The 18150-nt window shown below is 71.1% G+C and carries 17 protein-coding genes; 12 read left to right on the forward strand and 5 right to left on the reverse strand.

What is annotated here, in order from left to right; translation table 11 throughout:
• The first annotated feature begins 81 nt into the window (after nucleotides 1-81).
• The 7 genes from rsmD to mutM all read left to right on the forward strand — a co-directional run bounded on the left by rsmD (nucleotide 82) and on the right by mutM (nucleotide 5166).
• On the forward strand, nucleotides 82-669 hold the full coding sequence (gene rsmD, locus D0Z67_RS20950) for a 16S rRNA (guanine(966)-N(2))-methyltransferase RsmD (RefSeq protein WP_031181793.1): 588 nt from the start codon (nucleotides 82-84) through the stop codon (nucleotides 667-669).
• Between the two features lie 26 nt (nucleotides 670-695).
• Nucleotides 696-1175, forward strand: a complete 480-nt coding sequence (coaD, locus tag D0Z67_RS20955; RefSeq protein WP_030808495.1) for a pantetheine-phosphate adenylyltransferase — start codon at nucleotides 696-698, stop codon at nucleotides 1173-1175.
• 118 nt (nucleotides 1176-1293) lie between these two features.
• On the forward strand, nucleotides 1294-2403 hold the full coding sequence (locus D0Z67_RS20960) for a hypothetical protein (RefSeq protein ID WP_031181794.1): 1110 nt from the start codon (nucleotides 1294-1296) through the stop codon (nucleotides 2401-2403).
• Nucleotides 2404-2535: 132 nt separating this feature from the next.
• Nucleotides 2536-3189, forward strand: coding sequence for a YceD family protein (locus D0Z67_RS20965; RefSeq protein WP_031181795.1), 654 nt, complete (start codon nucleotides 2536-2538; stop codon nucleotides 3187-3189).
• Between the two features lie 2 nt (nucleotides 3190-3191).
• Nucleotides 3192-3365, forward strand: coding sequence for a 50S ribosomal protein L32 (gene rpmF / locus D0Z67_RS20970; RefSeq protein WP_003951102.1), 174 nt, complete (start codon nucleotides 3192-3194; stop codon nucleotides 3363-3365).
• A 7-nt stretch (nucleotides 3366-3372) separates the two neighbouring features.
• Nucleotides 3373-4221 carry a ribonuclease III gene (gene rnc, locus D0Z67_RS20975; protein ID WP_199812196.1) on the forward strand — a complete coding sequence of 283 codons (849 nt, stop codon included), beginning with the start codon at nucleotides 3373-3375 and terminating at the stop codon, nucleotides 4219-4221.
• 84 nt (nucleotides 4222-4305) lie between these two features.
• The gene (mutM, locus tag D0Z67_RS20980) at nucleotides 4306-5166 is read left to right on the forward strand and encodes a bifunctional DNA-formamidopyrimidine glycosylase/DNA-(apurinic or apyrimidinic site) lyase (protein ID WP_031181797.1); all 861 of its coding nucleotides are present in this window, start codon (nucleotides 4306-4308) and stop codon (nucleotides 5164-5166) included.
• Here the strand turns inward: mutM and D0Z67_RS20985 are convergent.
• The 3 genes from D0Z67_RS20985 to D0Z67_RS20995 form a co-directional block, all read right to left on the reverse strand.
• Nucleotides 5139-5540 carry a winged helix-turn-helix transcriptional regulator gene (locus D0Z67_RS20985; RefSeq protein WP_037775297.1) on the reverse strand — a complete coding sequence of 134 codons (402 nt, stop codon included), beginning with the start codon at nucleotides 5538-5540 and terminating at the stop codon, nucleotides 5139-5141. The genes mutM and D0Z67_RS20985 overlap by 28 nt on opposite strands.
• 147 nt (nucleotides 5541-5687) lie before the next feature.
• Nucleotides 5688-5987, reverse strand: coding sequence for a hypothetical protein (locus D0Z67_RS20990; RefSeq protein WP_131589679.1), 300 nt, complete (start codon nucleotides 5985-5987; stop codon nucleotides 5688-5690).
• Between the two features lie 16 nt (nucleotides 5988-6003).
• Nucleotides 6004-7041, reverse strand: coding sequence for a CAP domain-containing protein (locus tag D0Z67_RS20995; RefSeq protein WP_031181800.1), 1038 nt, complete (start codon nucleotides 7039-7041; stop codon nucleotides 6004-6006).
• 179 nt (nucleotides 7042-7220) lie between these two features.
• Between D0Z67_RS20995 and D0Z67_RS21000 the strand changes: the two genes are divergently transcribed.
• The 4 genes from D0Z67_RS21000 (at nucleotide 7221) to D0Z67_RS21020 (ending at nucleotide 13898) form a co-directional block, all read left to right on the forward strand.
• Entirely contained in the window at nucleotides 7221-7502 is a 282-nt protein-coding gene (locus tag D0Z67_RS21000; protein WP_078873393.1) for an acylphosphatase, read from the forward strand.
• Nucleotides 7503-7883: 381 nt separating this feature from the next.
• Complete coding sequence (locus tag D0Z67_RS21010) at nucleotides 7884-8087, forward strand: hypothetical protein (RefSeq protein WP_030808525.1); 204 nt, start codon at nucleotides 7884-7886, stop codon at nucleotides 8085-8087.
• Between the two features lie 221 nt (nucleotides 8088-8308).
• Complete coding sequence (locus D0Z67_RS21015) at nucleotides 8309-12253, forward strand: AAA family ATPase (protein WP_031181802.1); 3945 nt, start codon at nucleotides 8309-8311, stop codon at nucleotides 12251-12253.
• Between the two features lie 226 nt (nucleotides 12254-12479).
• Nucleotides 12480-13898 carry a sugar porter family MFS transporter gene (locus tag D0Z67_RS21020; protein WP_031181803.1) on the forward strand — a complete coding sequence of 473 codons (1419 nt, stop codon included), beginning with the start codon at nucleotides 12480-12482 and terminating at the stop codon, nucleotides 13896-13898.
• Between the two features lie 515 nt (nucleotides 13899-14413).
• Here the strand turns inward: D0Z67_RS21020 and D0Z67_RS21025 are convergent.
• Nucleotides 14414-15199, reverse strand: a complete 786-nt coding sequence (locus tag D0Z67_RS21025) for an alpha/beta fold hydrolase (RefSeq protein ID WP_031181804.1) — start codon at nucleotides 15197-15199, stop codon at nucleotides 14414-14416.
• 100 nt (nucleotides 15200-15299) lie between these two features.
• Nucleotides 15300-16754 carry a cytosine permease gene (locus tag D0Z67_RS21030; protein WP_031181805.1) on the reverse strand — a complete coding sequence of 485 codons (1455 nt, stop codon included), beginning with the start codon at nucleotides 16752-16754 and terminating at the stop codon, nucleotides 15300-15302.
• A 180-nt stretch (nucleotides 16755-16934) separates the two neighbouring features.
• Here D0Z67_RS21030 and ftsY point away from each other — a divergent pair, with 180 nt between their 5' ends.
• Complete coding sequence (ftsY, locus tag D0Z67_RS21035; RefSeq protein ID WP_031181806.1) at nucleotides 16935-18140, forward strand: signal recognition particle-docking protein FtsY; 1206 nt, start codon at nucleotides 16935-16937, stop codon at nucleotides 18138-18140.
• Nucleotides 18141-18150 lie beyond the last annotated feature (10 nt).

Below are 18150 nucleotides of genomic sequence, written 5' to 3' on the forward strand. Positions count from 1 at the left end.
CCCGCACCCGCCAACGCACCACAAGACCCCCCACCACCTGCGAAAATAAAAGAACGCCCCCGCAGAAGAAGGACCCCTCACATGACCCGCGTGATCGCCGGCACAGCAGGCGGACGGCGCCTCTCCGTGCCACCCGGCACAGGAACCCGGCCCACATCCGACCGCGCACGCGAAGCCCTCTTCTCCACCTGGCAGTCCCTCCTCGGCGCCCCCCTCAACGGCGAACGAGTCCTCGACCTCTACGCCGGCTCAGGCGCCGTCGGCCTGGAGGCACTGAGCCGCGGCGCCGCCCACGCCCTCCTCGTGGAGGCCGACGCCCGCGCCGCGCGAACCGTCCGCGACAACGTCCGCACCCTCGGCCTCCCCGGCGCCGAAGTGCGGGCGGGCAAAGCGGAACAAGTCATCCGTACCGCACCCCCCGCCACCCCCTACGACCTGGCCTTCCTCGACCCCCCGTACGCCGTCTCCGACGACGATCTCCGCGAGATCCTCCTCACACTCCGCTCCGGGGGCTGGCTGACCGAAGAAGCCCTCGTCACCGTGGAGCGCAGCACCCGAGGGGGCGAATTCCACTGGCCGGAGGGGTTCGAGCCGATCCGGTCCCGTCGTTACGGCGAGGGAACGTTTTGGTACGGTCGCGCCGCCTCACCGTGCGAAGACGCACGATGACCGGACCCGAGAGCGAGGGATCTCCCGTGCGCCGCGCCGTCTGTCCCGGATCGTTCGACCCGATCACCAACGGACATCTCGACATCATCGCCCGCGCCTCCCGCCTGTACGACGAGGTGTTCGTCGCGGTGATGATCAACACCTCCAAGAAGGGCCTGTTCGACGTGGACGAGCGGATCGGCCTGATCCGCGAGGTCACCGCCGAGTACGCCAACGTCCGCGTCGAGGCCCACCACGGCCTCCTCGTCGACTTCTGCAAGGACCGCGACATCCCCGCCATCGTCAAGGGCCTGCGCGCGGTGAGCGACTTCGACTACGAGCTGCAGATGGCCCAGATGAACAACGGCCTCACCGGCGTCGAGACGCTGTTCGTGCCCACCAACCCCACCTACAGCTTCCTCTCCTCCTCCCTGGTCAAGGAGGTCGCGGCCTGGGGCGGCGACGTCTCCCACCTGGTGCCCCCGCAGGTGCTCGCGGCGCTCGGCGACCGGCTCCGCAAGGACTGACGTCCCGGGGAGGCGACCGGGCGAGGTGACAACCCGTCACCCGGTGTCGGGCGGCCGCCCCATGGCCGTACAGTCGTCCCGTCCGTCTCCAACACAGCAGTAGAGAGTGGCGAGCCAGGTGGACGTCCAGAACAAGCTCGACGAGATCGTCTCGGCGGTCTCCGGTGCCCGGTCCATGCCGATGTCGGCCTCCTGCGTGGTCAACCGCGCGGAACTGCTCGCGCTGCTGGAAGAGGTCCGCCAGGCGCTGCCCGGCTCCCTCGAACAGGCCCAGGAGCTGATCGGGGGCCGCGAGCAGATGGTCGAGCAGGCCCGCCAGGAGGCCGAGCGGATCATCGAGACCGCGCACGCCGAGCGCGGCAGCCTGATCGCCGGCACCGAGGTCGCCCGCCACTCCCAGGCCGAGGCCGACCGCATCCTGGCCGAGGCCCGCGCCGAGGCCGAGCAGGTCCGCGCGGACGCCGACGACTACGTCGACTCCAAGCTCGCCAACTTCGAGGTCGTCCTCACCAAGACCCTCGGCTCGGTCGGCCGCGGCCGCGAGAAGCTGCTCGGCACCGGCCCCGGCCTGGACGAGCACGGCTACGAGGACGAGGACGCCCCCGAGCGCAGCCAGGACCCGGAGACCCTGCGCCACGACGCGGACGCCTACGTCGACGTCAAGCTCGGCGCCTTCGAGGCGGTGCTCGCCAAGACGCTGGAGGCCGTCCACCGCGGCCGGCAGAAGCTGCACGGCCGGATCGCCACCGACGACCTCGGCGCCCTCGCGGACGACACCACGACCTTCCAGCACTCCAGCGACGCCGACTACCTGGCCGACCTCGCCGCCCTCGCCGACACCCCGCCCACCCCGGCCCAGCGCACCCCGGCCCCGGCCCCGGCCCCGGAACCCTTCCAGGAACCGGCGTACGAGCAGCAGGAGGCGTACGGCTACCAGCAGCCCGACGCCTACCCGGCGGCCTACCCCGCGCAGCCCGGCTACGCCCCGCAGGAGGCGTACGGCTACCAGCAGGACCCGTACGCGGCCCCCAACGGCTACGCCCCGCAGGCAGAGGGCGCCTTCCACGGCTACGACGCCCAGCAGGCGCTGTACGACCCGAACCAGCAGCAGGGGCAGCAGCAGGGCCAGGCTCAGCAGGACTACGCCCTGGACGAGACCAGCCTCTTCGACACGGGCATGATCAGCGCGGAGCAGCTCCGCGCGTACGAACAGGGCCGCGGGCTGTAGTCGCGCGGGACCCGATTGGGCCCTGAGCGAAAGGTCCAGTATCCTGGCTGTTCGGTCGCGTGTATCCCCGCGATCAGCGCTGCCCGGAACACCGTCGGGCCGCGTCCCTCCTAACTCGGACCGAAAGCAGGAATGGCTTCCAACGCACGTCTCGACCACCGCAACCCTCTCGTGATCGACACCCACGAGCTGGGCCGGCGGCCTGGTGCGATGCAGCGCCTGACCCGTGAGGTCGACGCCCCCCGGGACCTCGGTATCGAGGGCGTCGTCGGAGTGCCGGAAGGCGCCCCGCTCGAGCTGGACCTCCGTCTGGAGTCGGTCATGGAAGGGGTGCTTGTCACAGGCACCGCCCGTGCATCGGCGAAGGGGGAGTGCGTAAGGTGTCTGGAGCCGGTCGGGCTGGAGCTCGAAGCGGACTTCCAGGAAATGTTCTCGTACCCTGACGCCGACGACCGTGGCCGCGTGATCGCGGAACCGGGCGACGACGCCGAGGACGACGAGGACAGGCAGTACATCGAGGACGGCTTGATCGACCTCGAACCTCTGCTGCGGGATGCGGTGGTGCTCGCACTGCCGATGCAGCCGGTGTGCCAGGACGACTGTCAGGGCCTGTGTTCCGCGTGCGGAGCACGGCTCACGGACGACCCGGACCACCATCACGACGCCGTCGACATTCGTTGGGCGGCATTGCAGGGACTCGCCGACACCATGTCGGACGGCGAGAAGGACGAGATGAGCGGCGACGTGCCTCGATCAGCACGTGCCGACGAGAAGCAGGAGAAGTAGCCGTGGCTGTTCCGAAGCGGAAGATGTCGCGCAGCAACACGCGCCACCGCCGGTCGCAGTGGAAGGCTGCGGTCCCCACCCTGGTTGCGTGCGAGCGCTGCCACGAGCCCAAGCAGCAGCACATCGCGTGCCCGTCTTGCGGCACCTACAACAAGCGCCAGGTCCTCGAGGTCTGAGCGGCCGGTGAGAGGCACTGTGTCCACTGCCAAGAAGGTGGAAGACGCCGAAGCCAACGCTTCCCGCCGACGCGGGAACGGCAAGGCGGAGAACATGGCCTCGTCCCACACGCTTCTGGAAGGGCGGCTCGGCTATCACGTCGAGTCCGCCCTTCTGGTGCGTGCGCTGACCCACCGTTCCTACGCGTACGAGAACGGCGGTCTGCCGACGAACGAGCGGCTGGAGTTCCTCGGGGACTCCGTGCTCGGTCTCGTCGTCACGGACACGCTGTACCGCATCCACCCCGACCTGCCCGAAGGCCAGCTGGCCAAGTTGCGGGCCGCGGTGGTCAACTCGCGTGCGCTGGCGGAGGTCGGCCGTGGCCTCGACCTGGGTTCCTTCATCCGGCTCGGCCGTGGTGAAGAGGGCACGGGCGGCCGGGACAAGGCGTCCATCCTCGCCGACACCCTGGAAGCGGTGATCGGCGCGGTCTATCTCGATCAGGGCCTCGACGCGGCGTCCGAGCTGGTCCACCGGCTCTTCGACCCGCTGATCGAGAAGTCCTCGAACCTCGGAGCCGGCCTGGACTGGAAGACCAGTCTCCAGGAGCTCACCGCGATGGAGGGGCTCGGCGTGCCCGAGTACCTGGTCACGGAGACCGGTCCCGACCACGAGAAGACCTTCACTGCTGCTGCCCGCGTCGGGGGCGTCTCGTACGGCACCGGCACCGGCCGCAGCAAGAAGGAGGCGGAGCAACAGGCCGCCGAGTCCGCCTGGCGGGCCATCAAGGCCGCCGCGGACGAGCGCGCCAAGACGGCGAAGGCCGTCGAGGCCGAGGCCGCCCCGGACGACGCACCGTCGTCCGCCACCGCCTGACCGAGCACATCCCGAGCGCCCGTCCCCGTCCGTCGGGGGCGGGCGCTCGGTTCTTTCCCAACGGTTTTCCACAGGGGGTTTTGGATGCCCGAGTTGCCCGAGGTCGAGGTCGTCCGGCGGGGTCTTGAGCGGTGGGTCGGCGGGCGTACCGTCGCCGAGGCCGAGGTGCTGCATCCGCGTGCGGTGCGGCGGCATCTCGCGGGGGCCGACGACTTCGCGCACCGGCTGAAGGGGCACCGGTTCGGGACGCCCAGCCGGCGCGGCAAGTACCTGTGGCTGCCGCTCGCCGACACCGGGCAGTCCGTCCTCGCCCACCTCGGGATGAGCGGCCAGCTGCTGGTGCAGCCGCACGCGGCGCCGGACGAGAAGCATCTGCGGGTACGGGTCCGGTTCGCCGACGAGCTGGGCACCGAGCTGCGTTTCGTGGACCAGCGCACCTTCGGCGGGCTCTCGCTGCACGACAACACCCCCGAGGGCCTGCCGGACGTGATCGCGCACATCGCCCGCGACCCGCTGGACCCGGTCTTCGACGACGAGGTGTTCCACCAGGCCCTGCGGCGCAAGCGCACCACGATCAAGCGGGCCCTGCTGGACCAGTCCCTGATCAGCGGCGTCGGCAACATCTACGCGGACGAGGCGCTCTGGCGCTCCCGCCTGCACTACGAGCGCCCCACGGCCACCTTCACCCGCCCGGTCACCGCCGAACTCCTCGGCCACGTACGGGACGTGATGAACGCGGCCCTGGACGTCGGCGGCACCAGCTTCGACAGCCTGTACGTCAACGTCAACGGCGAGTCCGGCTACTTCGACCGCTCCCTGGACGCCTACGGCCGCGAGGGCCTGCCCTGCCGCCGCTGCGGTACGCCGATGCTGCGGCGCCCGTGGATGAACCGGTCCAGCTACTTCTGCCCGAAGTGTCAGCGGGCGCCGCGCGTCTCGTCGTAGCGGGCGCGGGCGGCGAGGACCTCGTCCATGGCGCCCTCCACGCAGTCGATGAGGGCGAGCAGGCGCTCGGCGACCCGGCGGCCGAGGTCGGTGAGCTGGTAGTCCACGCGGGGCGGGTTGACCGGCTGCGCCTCCCGGTGCACCAGCCCGTCCCGCTCCAGCGCCTGGAGTGTCTGGGACAGCATCTTCTCGCTCACCCCGTCCACCCGCCGCCGCAACTCGTTGAACCGCAACGACCCCTCGTACAACGCCCCCAACGCGAGCCCACCCCACCGCCCGGTGACATGTTCCAACGTCCCCCGCGACGGACACGCCCTGGCGAACACGTCGAAACCACACTCCGCGCCCGGCTGCCCCTGAATACTCCCGCTCATGCGGCAAGGGTAGGCGAGCGGGACGCTAACCGCCAGGTTGCACTAACCTCTGGTTAGCGTTGGGTCCCCGCTATGAGAGATGCGGCAGACTGGCTCGACGAAGAGGACGGACGTACGCGATGTCGCGTTCGCCGGAGACCGTTGCCGTCAGCCGTTGGTGCGGAGATCACGCTCTCGAAGCATCCAGAAGGCCAAGAGCGCCACGGTGAATATCAGCACGAAGTTGACTGCGTCCACGATCATGGCGACGGAGTATGGCGCGTGCAGCAGGTGCGGCACCTTGGCGCCGATCGACTCCACGCCCATGAGCAGGGGGAGCCAGGCCGCGAAGAAGCGCCTGCTCCGGTCGGGACTTGCCCCCTTTCGGACCTTGGTCCGCTCCCACCACCAGCCGCCGAGACTCATGAGGACCAGCGCACACCCCAGCGCCAATACGGACCAGTCCATAAAGCCGAGCATCACATCAGTAGCCGAAGTCCTGGGTCCACCAAGGGCCGCCCGTGGCCATGTGGACTCCTACGCCGAGGGTTTTGAAGTCGCAGTTGAGGATGTTGGCGCGGTGGCCGGGGCTGTTCATCCAGGCTTCCATGACGGCGGCGGCGTCGGACTGGCCGCGGGCTATGTTCTCGCCGCCGAGGCCCGTTATGCCGGCCTTCGCGGCGCGGTCCCAGGGGGTGGCGCCGTCGGGGTCGGTGTGGTCGAAGAAGTCGCGGGCGGCCATGTCGCCGCTGAACGCCTCGGCCAGCCCGGTGAGGGCCGAGTTGGCCGCGACCGGGGTACAGCCGACCTTCGCCCGCTCGACGTTGACCAGTCGCAGCACCTCCGCCTCGGCCGCCGCCTGCGCGGACACGGTGACCGGAGCGGAGGCCTGGGGGGCCTTCGGCTCGGGGGCCGGGGCCTTGGTCTGGGACTCGCTCGGCTCCGGGTCGGGCTTGGGGTCGGCGGCCGGCTTGGAGGGGGCCGGTTTGGCGGGCGCCGGGGCCTGGGAGGTGGGGGCCGACGCCGGGGCGGACGGGGCCGGGGACGCCGGGGCGGTGCGCTGCCCGCCGCCCGTGGCGGGGGAGCCGGGGGTGCTCGGGGTGTCCGCGCTGCCGGAGGCACCGCCCTGCTCGCTGGCCGCGTTGCCCGGGGCGCCCACCGCCTGCACGGTCTCGCCAGGGCCGCTGCTGGTGCCGCCGAGCCGGTAGTTCTGCAGACCGGGCACCGCACCGGTGGCGACCGCCGCCGTGCCGAGGGCGACGGCGGCGGAGACACCCAGCAGGCCCGTACGCACCGGGGTCGCGGCCTTCTTGGCGCGCCGGTGGCCGCGCTGCTTCGAGCCGGCCGTCGCGGCGAAGTCGGCCTCCAGGGCGCGGCGCTCGTCGTCGGTGGCGTACAGATAGTCCGTGCTGCGGGCTGCGGTCGCCGCGTACGCCTGCGGCCGCTGGTACGACGCGGTGCCCCTGGGTTCGTACGACTCCGGCTCCGTGATCGTGGTGCCGGATCGTCGATGGCGTCCCATGCCCTGCCCCATTCCTCGTTCTCGCGGTCGGCCGACGCCGGGTTGCGGCGGTTTCCCCCCGGCCGATCCAACTCACTCGATCGAGTGAGTTTTAGATGAGAGTCATTGGACCGGGACGGTACCGCATGCCACTGGGGCAGGGTGTGCCTCGCGGGACATCCGGCGGTTAGGTTGCAGCCATGAGTGAGGAAGTACGGCTGGTGGCCTGGGTACGCGGACGGGTCCAGGGAGTGGGTTTCCGCTGGTTCACGCGTGCCAGGGCGCTGGAGATCGGCGGGCTGAGTGGTTTTGCTCTCAATCTGGCCGATGGACGGGTCCAAGTGGTCGCCGAGGGTCCCCGCGAGGGCTGCGAGGGGCTGCTCGACTGGCTCCAGGGTGACGACACGCCCGGACGTGTCGACGGCGTCACCGAGATCTGGGACACACCCCGGGGCGGATACGACAGCTTCGCCATCCGCTGACCCGGCACCCGCGAGACCCCTCGGAGCCCCCTCCGGAGGGGTCCCGCGCAGGGGCCCCGGGAGCGGAAAGAGGCTGGTGGTTGCCAAGAACGGCCGTACGTGGCAGGCTCCCGAGGTACACCTGATCGTCACGCCCCGAGGGCCCCGTACCAGCAGCCGCGCCGCCGTCCACCGGCCGCGCGCGACGGGTTCGCCCCCCAATACGGGGTGTGATCGTGTTGACCGTCAAACTTTTTGGTGAGACGCTGAAAGCCCCGCGCATCTTGGCTGTTTGGCATGGCGAACGGCAGTGCAACACCAGCGTGTGCCAGGCATGCCGGGTGCGAATCCCTCACGACCCAACCGCTTCGGTCGGTCACTCAGTGTGGAGGACCATCCATCATGGCAAAGGCGCTTCTCGGTTACGTCGGCGGCTCCGACCCGCGACTCCTCGCCGAGATGCGACGGCTCCAGCAGCGCGTACAGGATCTGGAGTCCGAGCTCACTCGGATTCAGTCGGAGAACGACGCGCTCACGGCTGCCGCTTCTCAGGACAGGATCATGGAGAGCATCGACGCACACCAGGCGGAGCCTGCGCTCACCTGATCACCGCATCGCTCCACGACAGCAGTCGCTTCAAGCAGACCCGGACGGCGAAGCCCGCACGTCCGAGTCCACAGGGACGCCTCGGCGTCCCTCAGTTCTTTCCCCCGCGCATCCTTTCAGGCTCTTCAACACTTGGTGTGCCCTTCGTGCACTTGGGCGAAACCGTGGGGTTGCGAGTGTTCATGGAGTGAGATACCACCTGCCCGGTAAAGTCCGGATGCGTGCATCTCAAGGCCCTGACCCTCCGCGGCTTCAAGTCGTTCGCCTCCGCGACCACGCTCCGCTTCGAGCCGGGCATCACGTGCGTCGTCGGCCCCAACGGCTCGGGCAAGTCCAACGTGGTGGACGCGCTGAGCTGGGTCATGGGCGAGCAGGGCGCCAAGTCGCTGCGCGGCGGCAAGATGGAGGACGTCATCTTCGCCGGTACCACCGGCCGTCCGCCGCTGGGCCGCGCCGAGGTGTCCCTCACCATCGACAACTCCGACCGCGCGCTGCCCATCGAGTACGCCGAGGTCACCATCACGCGGACGATGTTCCGCAACGGCGGCAGCGAGTACCGGATCAACGGCGACACCTGCCGCCTGCTGGACATCCAGGAACTCCTCTCCGACTCCGGCATCGGCCGCGAGATGCACGTCATCGTCGGCCAGGGCCGGCTCGACTCCGTCCTGCACGCCGACCCCATGGGCCGCCGTGCCTTCATCGAGGAGGCCGCCGGAGTCCTCAAGCACCGCAAGCGCAAGGAGAAGGCGCTGCGGAAGCTGGAGGCGATGAAGGCCAACCTCGCGCGCGTGCAGGACCTCACCGACGAACTCCGCCGCCAGCTCAAGCCTCTCGGCCGCCAGGCCGCCGTCGCCCGCCGCGCCGCCGTCATCCAGGCCGACCTGCGCGACGCCCGCCTCCGCCTCCTCGCCGACGACCTCGTACGGCTCCGCCAGGCACTCGGCGCCGAGATCGCCGACGAGGCCGCGCTGAAGGAACGCAAGGACACCGCCGAACGCGAACTCCGCCAGGCCCTCCAGCGGGAGGCCCAGCTGGAGGACGAGGTACGCCGGCTCGCGCCCCGCCTCCAGCGCGCCCAGCAGACCTTCTACGAGCTGTCCCAGCTGGCCGAGCGGGTACGCGGCACCGTCTCGCTCGCCGAGGCCCGCGTCCGCAGCGCCACCTCCGCGCCCCCCGAGGAACGGCGCGGCCGCGACCCCGAGGATCTGGAGCGCGAGGCCGCCCGGGTGCGCGAACAGGAGGCCGAGCTGGAAGCCGCCCTGGAGGCCGCCCGGCACGCCCTCGACGACACCGTGGCCCACCGCGCCGAGCTGGAGAGCGCGCTCACCGCCGAGGAACGGCGCCTCAAGGACGTCGCGCGGGCCATCGCCGACCGCCGCGAGGGACTCGCCCGGCTGTCCGGCAAGGTCGGTGCCGCCCGCTCCCGCGCCGCCTCCGCCCAGGCCGAGATCGACCGCCTCGCCGCCGGCCGCGACGAGGCCCAGGAACGCGCGGTCCACGCGCAGGAGGAGTACGAGACCCTCAAGGCCGAGGTCGAGGGCCTCGACGCGGACGACGCCGACCTCGCGGAACGGTACGAGGCGGCCCGGCTCCGGCTCGCCGACGCGGAGCACGCGCTCGCCGCCGCCCGCGACGCGGTCACCGGTGCCGAGCGCGAACGGGCCGCCCTGCGCGCCCGGCACGACGCCCTCGCCCTGGGCCTGCGCCGCAAGGACGGCACCGGCGCCCTCCTCGCCGCCCGCGACCGGCTCACCGGCATCCTCGGCCCCGCCGCCGAACTCCTCACCGTCACCCCCGGCCACGAAACGGCCCTCGCCGCAGCCCTCGCCACCTCCGCCGACGCCCTCGCCGTCACGACCCCCGCCGCGGCCGCCGAAGCGATCCGCCACCTCCACAAGGAGGATGCGGGCCGAGCGTCGCTGCTGGTGGCCGGAGGCCCGCCCCCCGTTCCCGGCACCACCGAACGCGGCGGCCTGATCGCGGGCCAGCGACGGCCGGACCTCGCCGTGGGCGCCGTCCGGCCGGGCGAGACTTCGGCTTCGGTCGAGCGCGATGCGGGCCTCCCCGGTCCCACCTTGGGCGAGGACGCGCGCGGGTTCGGGGACGGGTCGGGTGCGGTAGGAGAGAGGCTTGCTGCGGGGGGCGGCCGGTCGGCCGAGTCTTCGGCTTCGGTCGAGCGCGCCGCAGGCGTCCCCGCTCCCGCCTCCGGCGCGGCGGGGGACGGTGGCTCGGCCGGGTGGGACGCGGGTGGTTTCGGTGACGGGCCGCAGGACGGGTTGCCGGTCGGGTCTTCGGACCCCGTCGGTGGCTCCGTCGGGACTGCCCCCGCCGATCCCCGTACCCCGGCCCCCGCCCCCGGCGGCCACTCCTTCGCGGCCGATCTCGTGCGCGCGCCCGTCGAGCTGATGGGTGCCGTGCGGAGGTTGCTGCGGGGGGTCGTCGTGGTGGGGACGCTGGAGGAGGCGGAGGGGGTGGTGTACGCGCGGCCCGAGCTGGTGGCGGTGACCGCCGAGGGGGATCTGCTCGGTGCCCACTTCGCGCAGGGCGGTTCGGCCGGGGCGCCCAGTCTGCTGGAGGTGCAGGCGTCCGTGGACGAGGCGGCCGGCGCCCTGACGGAGCTGGCCGTGCGCTGCGAGGAGCTGGCGCGGGCGCACGAGGAGGCGGCCGGGACGCGGGCCGAGGTGGCGGCGCTCGTGGAGGAAGTGGGGGAGCGGCGGCGGGCCGCCGACCGGGAGAAGTCGCACGTCGCCCAGCAGCTCGGGCGGCTCGCCGGGCAGGCGCGCGGCGCCGCGGGGGAGGCCGAGCGGTCGGTGGCGGCCGCCGCGCGGGCGCAGGAGGCGCTGGAGCGGGCCGTCGCCGAGGCGGAGGAGCTGGCCGAGCGGCTGGCCGTCGCCGAGGAGATGCCGGCCGAGGAGGAGCCCGACACCTCCGTACGCGACCGCCTCTCCGCCGACGGGGCCAACGCGCGGCAGACCGAGATGGAGGCGCGCCTCCAGGTCCGTACGCACGAGGAGCGGGTCAAGGGGCTCGCCGGGCGGGCCGACTCGCTGGACCGGGCGGCCCGCGCGGAGCGCGAGGCACGCGCGCGTGCGGAGCGGCGGCGGGCCCGGCTGCGGCACGAGGCGGCGGTCGCCGGGGCGGTCGCGGACGGCGCCCGGCAGTTGCTGGCCCACATCGAGGTCTCCCTCGCCCGCTCCCGGCGCGAGCGCGACGCCGCCGAGGCCGCGAAGGGCGTCCGCGAACGCGAGCTGTCCGACGCACGCGGTACGGGACGTGAACTCAAGGCCGAACTGGACAAGTTGACGGACTCGGTGCACCGGGGCGAGGTGCTCGGCGCGGAGAAGCGGCTGCGGATCGAGCAGCTGGAGGCCAGGGCGCTGGACGAGCTCGGGGTCGAGCCGGAGGGGCTCGTCGCGGAGTACGGCCCGCTTCAGCCGGTGCCGCCCTCGCTCCCGGCGGACGGTGAGGAGCTGCCGGAGGACCCCGGGCACCCCCGTAACCAGCCGCGTCCTTTCCACCGTGCGGAGCAGGAGAAGCGGCTGAAGGCGGCCGAGCGGGCCTACCAGCAGCTCGGCAAGGTGAATCCGCTGGCGCTGGAGGAGTTTGCGGCGCTGGAAGAGCGGCACAAGTTCCTCAGTGAGCAACTGGAGGACCTGAAGAAGACGCGGACGGATCTGCTGCGGGTGGTGAAGGAGGTCGATGAGCGGGTCGAGCAGGTCTTCACCGAGGCGTTCCGGGACACCGCGCGCGAGTTCGAGGGCGTCTTCTCCCGGCTCTTCCCCGGCGGCGAGGGCCGGCTGGTGCTGACCGACCCGGACGACATGCTGGCCACCGGTGTGGACGTGGAGGCACGGCCGCCCGGGAAGAAGGTCAAGCGGCTGAGCCTGCTGTCCGGCGGGGAGCGGTCGCTGACGGCCGTCGCCATGCTGGTGGCGATCTTCAAGGCCCGCCCCAGCCCGTTCTACGTCATGGACGAGGTCGAGGCGGCCCTGGACGACACCAACCTCCAGCGGCTGATCGGGATCATGCGGGAGCTGCAGGAGAGTTCGCAGCTGGTGGTGATCACGCACCAGAAGCGCACGATGGAGGTGGCCGACGCGTTGTACGGCGTCTCGATGCAGGGTGACGGTGTGTCCAAGGTCATCTCGCAGCGGCTGCGCTAGCCGGCCTTTCAAGATCAAATAGGCGCGCGTTTACTTCTTGAACAACTTCAGCGCTTGCGTATCTCTTAAGTCACAGCCATCCAAGTATTGACTTCGGAACTTGAAGGCATAGTCTCTGCAGCGTTGCTTTTACCTTCAGGTGTAAGTGGCGCCAAGTTGTGCGCCACTGGAACCTGGAAGGGCTCGCCCCCACCCGGCAGCGTTGCCGTGGCCCGAGGAGTTACACGTGACCAGCACAGCGCAGGCACCCCAGCCAGGAGCCAGGTCGGCTCATCCCGAACATCTCGGGCACGTCATCTTCATCGCGGCCGCGGCCGCGATGGGTGGTTTCCTGTTCGGCTACGACAGCTCCGTGATCAACGGTGCCGTCGAGGCCATCCGGGACCGTTACGACGTGGGCTCGGCCGCCCTCGCCCAGGTCATCGCCATCGCGCTGATCGGCTGCGCCATCGGCGCCGCCACCGCCGGCCGCATAGCCGACCGGATCGGCCGTATCCGCTGCATGCAGATCGCCGCCGTCCTCTTCACCATCAGCGCGGTGGGCTCCGCCCTTCCGTTCGCGCTGTGGGACCTCGCCTTCTGGCGCATCATCGGCGGTTTCGCCATCGGTATGGCCTCGGTCATCGGCCCGGCCTACATCGCCGAGGTCGCCCCGCCGGCGTACCGCGGCCGGCTCGGTTCCTTCCAGCAGGCCGCGATCGTCATCGGCATCGCCATCTCCCAGCTGGTCAACTGGGGCCTGCTGAACGCCGCCGGCGGCGACCAGCGCGGCAAGCTGATGGGTCTCGAGGTCTGGCAGGTCATGCTGGGCGTCATGGTCATCCCGGCCGTCCTCTACGGCCTGCTCTCCTTCGCGATCCCCGAGTCCCCGCGCTTCCTGCTCTCCGTCGGCCGCCGCGAGCGCGCCCGCGAGATCCTGGCCGAGGTCGAGGGGAAGGGTGTCGACCTCGACGCGCGCGTGAACGAGATCGAGCACGCGATGAAGTCCGAGCACAAGTCGTCCTTCAAGGACCTGCTCGGCGGCAGCTTCTTCTTCAAGCCGATCGTCTGGGTCGGTATCGGCCTCTCGGTCTTCCAGCAGTTCGTCGGCATCAACGTCGCGTTCTACTACTCCTCCACGCTGTGGCAGTCGGTCGGTGTCGACCCGACGGACTCGTTCCTGTACTCCTTCACGACGTCGATCATCAACATCATCGGCACCGTGATCGCCATGATCTTCGTGGACCGGATCGGCCGTAAGCCGCTGGCCCTCATCGGCTCGGTCGGCATGGTCATCGGTCTCGCGCTGGAAGCCTGGGCGTTCTCGTACCACCTCGTCGACGGCAAGCTGCCCGCCACGCAGGGCTGGGTCGCGCTGGTCGCCGCCCACGTCTTCGTCCTCTTCTTCGCGCTCTCCTGGGGCGTCGTGGTCTGGGTCTTCCTCGGCGAGATGTTCCCGAACCGGATCCGCGCCGCCGCGCTCGGTGTCGCCGCGTCCGCGCAGTGGATCGCCAACTGGGCCATCACCGCGAGCTTCCCGTCGCTGGCCGACTGGAACCTCTCCGGTACGTACGTGATCTACACGGTCTTCGCCGCGCTCTCCATCCCGTTCGTCCTGAAGTTCGTCAAGGAGACGAAGGGCAAGACCCTGGAAGAGATGGGCTGACCGCCCCCCTGATCCGAGGAGAGGGGCCAAGTCCCCGCTGCCCCTCCCCTCGCACCCCCACCGCCCCCACCCCGGCCACTGCCGGGGGTGGGGGCGGTGTTGTGTCTCGCGCTCGTGTCTCGCGGCGCCGGGCAGAACGGCTCAGCCAGTCGCGCGCGGTGGAGGCGGTCAGCCCCCAGATCCCGTCGGAGAGCAGCTGCGGCAGGGCGCCGGCCAGGCCGAGCAGCAGCATCTGGATGCCGACGCGACCGGCCTCGCGGTCGGCGAACCGTGGCAGCACCGAGGTCGGGAAGACCACGCTCTTCGGGTTCGTCACCCCGGCCCGGACCGAACCCCCGACGCCCCCGGCGGACAACGGTGCGCCGAGGGCCGTCGTCACCGCCCGCCCGGAGCGCCTTCACCCCGAGGCGGACCAGACAGGCGGCGCCGGCCGGCTTGACGGCGTCGAACAGCGGCACCGACCTCGCGACCACGCCCCCGACTCCGATGCCGGGGCCGGCGAGGGGACCCGGGGGCTAACCGGCCAGAAATTCCTCCAGCACCGCGCTCAGCTCGGCGGGCGCGTCCAGCGCGACCAGATGGGCGGCCGAGGCGAACTCGGTCAGGGTGGCGCCGGTTATCTCCGCGGCGTAGCGGCGGGCGATGTCCTGGAAGTCGGCGACGTCGAGCTTGCCGACGCCCACCAGCACGGGGACGGAGACGGCGGCGAGATCGCCGGAGCCGGGGCCCTCGGAGTACCGGCCCACGGCGTCCTGGTTCACCAGCGACGTCCGCAGCGGGCCGCGGAGCTGGTCGGCCAGTCCGTCGGCCACGTCGTCCCAGCCGCGAGCCGGACCGCGCAGCCACATATCCAGATTGACCGCCACGGCCGCGTCGAAGTCGCCCGCCTCCAGGGCCGCCGTCTCGGCCTCGTCGTACGCGATCATCTCCGCGGACCAGGAGTAGCGCGGCCACGGCGCCGAGAACATCGCCAGTGAGCGCACCCGCTCCGGGTGGGCGAGTGTGAAGTCCAGGGCCACGCGACCGCCCCAGGACGCGCCCACGAGCCGTACCCGCTCGTGCCCGAGGTGGTCCAGGAGACGGCACAGGTCGTCGGCCTCGCGGAACGGCCCCGTCGGGAGCCCGGACGCGCCGAAGCCGCGCAGGTCGTACCGGATCACGGTGTGCCGGGCGGCGAGAGCGGGCACGACCGCGTCCCACATGCGGTGATCGGCGACACCGGCGTGCACGAGCACGACGGGCGGGCCGTCACCGGCGATGTCGTAGGAAAGATGGCCGAGATCATCATTGAGCGTGAGCATGCGCGGATGATCGCAGTGAACCGGGCGCGCGGGCCATCGGTATACGGGCGGAAGCCCCCTCCGGCACGGCTCGTCCGGAGGGGGCTTCGGAGGCTGTCGGTCAGACCGCGGCCGGGACGCGCTCCTCGGTGGGAGCCGCCTCGGGCTCGGCGGGCGCCGGCATCGCGGGCTTCGGCAGCAGCAGGTACAGCGCGGCCGAGATGACGATCGCCGCGATCCAGCCCAGGCCGTACTCGCCGACGGGGTTGTTCGTCGCGAGGGGGCCGGTGAACCAGTCCGAGGTGGTGAAGAGGAGGCCGGAGATCAGGCCGATGGCCCAGGAGGACACCGCGGCGGGGGAGAAGCCGCGCCGGTACCAGTAGGCGCTGGTGCGGGTCGTGTCGGCGAGGGCGCGGGGGTCGTACTCCTTGCGGCGGAGCATGTCCGCGCCGAAGACGCCGGTCCAGGCGGAGAAGGCGACCGCGAGCATGGAGAGGAAGGCGATGAAGGAGCCCATGAAGCTGGACGCCACCAGCATCAGCACCCCGCCCAGCGCCAGCGAGATCACCGCGTTGACGGAGACCGCCCAGTGGCGCGGAATCCGGAAGCCGAGGGTCTGTGCGGTGAAGCCGGCCGAGTACATGGACATCGAGTTGATCAGCAGCATGCCGATGACCGCGATCAGCAGATACGGCACGGCGAGCCACAGCGGCAGGATCGTGCCGAGGAAGGACACCGGGTCGGACGCCGAGGCCAGGTCGGGGGTGCCCACCGCCATCACCGCGCCCATGAGGACCAGGGGCAGTACGACGATGCCCGCCCCGCCGACCGTCTGCCCGACGATCGCCCGCGAGGACGCCGTACGCGGCAGATAGCGGGTGAAGTCCGGCGCGGACGGAATCCAGCTCACCCCGCCCGCGGCGATCATGCCGACCGCGGTGATCAGCGAAGCCGTCGACCCGGCGCCCCCGTGCATGACGCGCGACCAGTCGGTGTGCACGGCGAGATACCCCAGCACCAGCACCGAGAAGACGCCGAAGAGGTACGTCGCGTACTTGCTGCACTTCTGCACCGCGCTGATCCCCAGCCCGGAGATCACGAACGTGGCGATCACGAAGAGCAGCAGCGTCACCAGGTCCAGCACGCCGCTGGCCTTGATGCCCAGAGCGACGTCCAGGATGGTGAGCAGCGCGTACGCGCCGGTCACCGCGTTGATCGTCTCCCAGCCCCAGCGCGCGACCCAGATCAGCGACCCGGGCAGCAGGTTGCCGCGCTGGCCGAACACCGCCCGCGACAGCGCCATCCCCGGCGCGGCCCCCCGCTTGCCGGCGATCCCGATCAGCCCGACCAGACCGTAGGAGACGACGGGCGCGACGGCCGCGACGACGAGGGCCTGCCAGAAGTTCAGGTGGTACGCCACGATCAGGCTCGCGCCCATCGTGAGCAGCAGGACGCTGATGTTGGCCCCCACCCAGGTGGGGAAGAGCCCGCGGGTGCGCGCGGTGCGTTCATGATCGGGGACCGGCTCGATGCCACGGGTTTCCAGCGCGCCCTCGCGCGCGGCCGTCTTGCTCATGGAGGGGGAGTGTCCTAGCGGTGGGGGACGAGGACGACGGGCTCGACGCGCGGAGCGGAGCCGAAAGTCATCGTAGTTTAATCCGACTCCACCGCTCCTGTGGCATTTGTCTCCTGGGGGAAATGCCAGGGGCGCGGAAGCCCTTTCGTGGGATACACCATGGCCGATACTGGTCGGGTTATGGAAACCATCATCCTTGCTGTAGTCATCGCCGTGGTCGTGCTCGGCGCTCTCGGCGGGCTCCTCTACACCAGCAGGCTCAAGAAGCCGCTGCCGCCGCCCCCGCCGAGCAAGCCCGACCTGACCGCGCCCCCGGCCGAACCGCACGTAGGCGACGAGGCCGAGACCCCGCGCGACGAACAACGCCGGACCATCGAGGAGGTGGACCTGCCGGGCGGCGGCGCCCCCACCACCGTCGAGGAACCCCCCGCCGCCGAGACCGCTCCCGAGATCGAGATCCCGGAGCCCAGCGCCGGACGCCTCATCCGGCTGCGCACCCGCCTCTCCCGTTCCCAGAACGCCCTCGGCAAGGGCCTGCTCACGCTGCTCTCGCGCGAGCACCTGGACGAGGAGACCTGGGAGGAGATCGAGGACACCCTCCTCACCGCCGACGTCGGCGTCCAGCCGACCCAGGAACTGGTCGAGCGGCTGCGCGAGCGCGTCAAGGTGCTCGGCACCCGCACCCCCGAGGAACTGCGCGGCCTGCTCCGCGAGGAGCTGCTGAAGCTCGTCGGCACCGACATGGACCGCGAGGTCAAGACCGAGCCGGAGAGCCGTAAGCCCGGCATCGTGATGGTCGTCGGCGTCAACGGCACCGGCAAGACCACCACCACCGGCAAGCTCGCCCGTGTCCTGGTCGCCGACGGCCGCACCGTCGTCCTCGGCGCCGCCGACACCTTCCGCGCCGCCGCCGCCGACCAGCTCCAGACCTGGGGCGAGCGCGTCGGCGCCCACACCGTGCGTGGCCCGGAGGCCGGCGACCCCGCCTCCGTCGCCTTCGACTCGGTGAAGGAGGGCAAGGAGATGGGCGTCGACGTGGTGCTCATCGACACCGCCGGCCGCCTGCACACCAAGACCGGCCTCATGGACGAGCTGGGCAAGGTCAAGCGCGTCGTGGAGAAGCACGCCCCGCTGGACGAGGTGCTGCTGGTGCTCGACGCCACCACCGGCCAGAACGGCCTGGTGCAGGCCCGCGTCTTCTCCGAGGTCGTGGACATCACCGGCATCGTGCTCACCAAGCTCGACGGCACCGCCAAGGGCGGCATCGTCATCGCCGTGCAGAACGAGCTGGGCGTGCCCGTCAAGCTCATCGGCCTCGGCGAGGGCCCCGACGACCTGGCGCCGTTCGACCCGGAGGCGTTCGTCGACGCGCTCCTCGGTGACTGACCCCCGCCAT

Source organism: Streptomyces seoulensis, from assembly GCF_004328625.1.
Taxonomy (GTDB): domain Bacteria; phylum Actinomycetota; class Actinomycetes; order Streptomycetales; family Streptomycetaceae; genus Streptomyces; species Streptomyces seoulensis.

What these genes read in the sequence shown, in the direction of transcription:
- D0Z67_RS21030 (WP_031181805.1), bottom strand. Translation starts at nt 16,754, where the DNA reads ATGAGCAAGACGGCCGCGCGCGAGGGCGCGCTGGAAACCCGTGGCATC.
- D0Z67_RS21010 (WP_030808525.1), top strand. Translation starts at nt 7,884, where the DNA reads ATGGCAAAGGCGCTTCTCGGTTACGTCGGCGGCTCCGACCCGCGACTC.
- D0Z67_RS20985 (WP_037775297.1), bottom strand. Translation starts at nt 5,540, where the DNA reads ATGAGCGGGAGTATTCAGGGGCAGCCGGGCGCGGAGTGTGGTTTCGAC.
- ftsY (WP_031181806.1), top strand. Translation starts at nt 16,935, where the DNA reads ATGGAAACCATCATCCTTGCTGTAGTCATCGCCGTGGTCGTGCTCGGC.
- D0Z67_RS20995 (WP_031181800.1), bottom strand. Translation starts at nt 7,041, where the DNA reads ATGGGACGCCATCGACGATCCGGCACCACGATCACGGAGCCGGAGTCG.
- D0Z67_RS21025 (WP_031181804.1), bottom strand. Translation starts at nt 15,199, where the DNA reads ATGCTCACGCTCAATGATGATCTCGGCCATCTTTCCTACGACATCGCC.
- D0Z67_RS20990 (WP_131589679.1), bottom strand. Translation starts at nt 5,987, where the DNA reads ATGGACTGGTCCGTATTGGCGCTGGGGTGTGCGCTGGTCCTCATGAGT.
- rsmD (WP_031181793.1), top strand. Translation starts at nt 82, where the DNA reads ATGACCCGCGTGATCGCCGGCACAGCAGGCGGACGGCGCCTCTCCGTG.
- D0Z67_RS21000 (WP_078873393.1), top strand. Translation starts at nt 7,221, where the DNA reads ATGAGTGAGGAAGTACGGCTGGTGGCCTGGGTACGCGGACGGGTCCAG.
- D0Z67_RS20965 (WP_031181795.1), top strand. Translation starts at nt 2,536, where the DNA reads ATGGCTTCCAACGCACGTCTCGACCACCGCAACCCTCTCGTGATCGAC.
- mutM (WP_031181797.1), top strand. Translation starts at nt 4,306, where the DNA reads ATGCCCGAGTTGCCCGAGGTCGAGGTCGTCCGGCGGGGTCTTGAGCGG.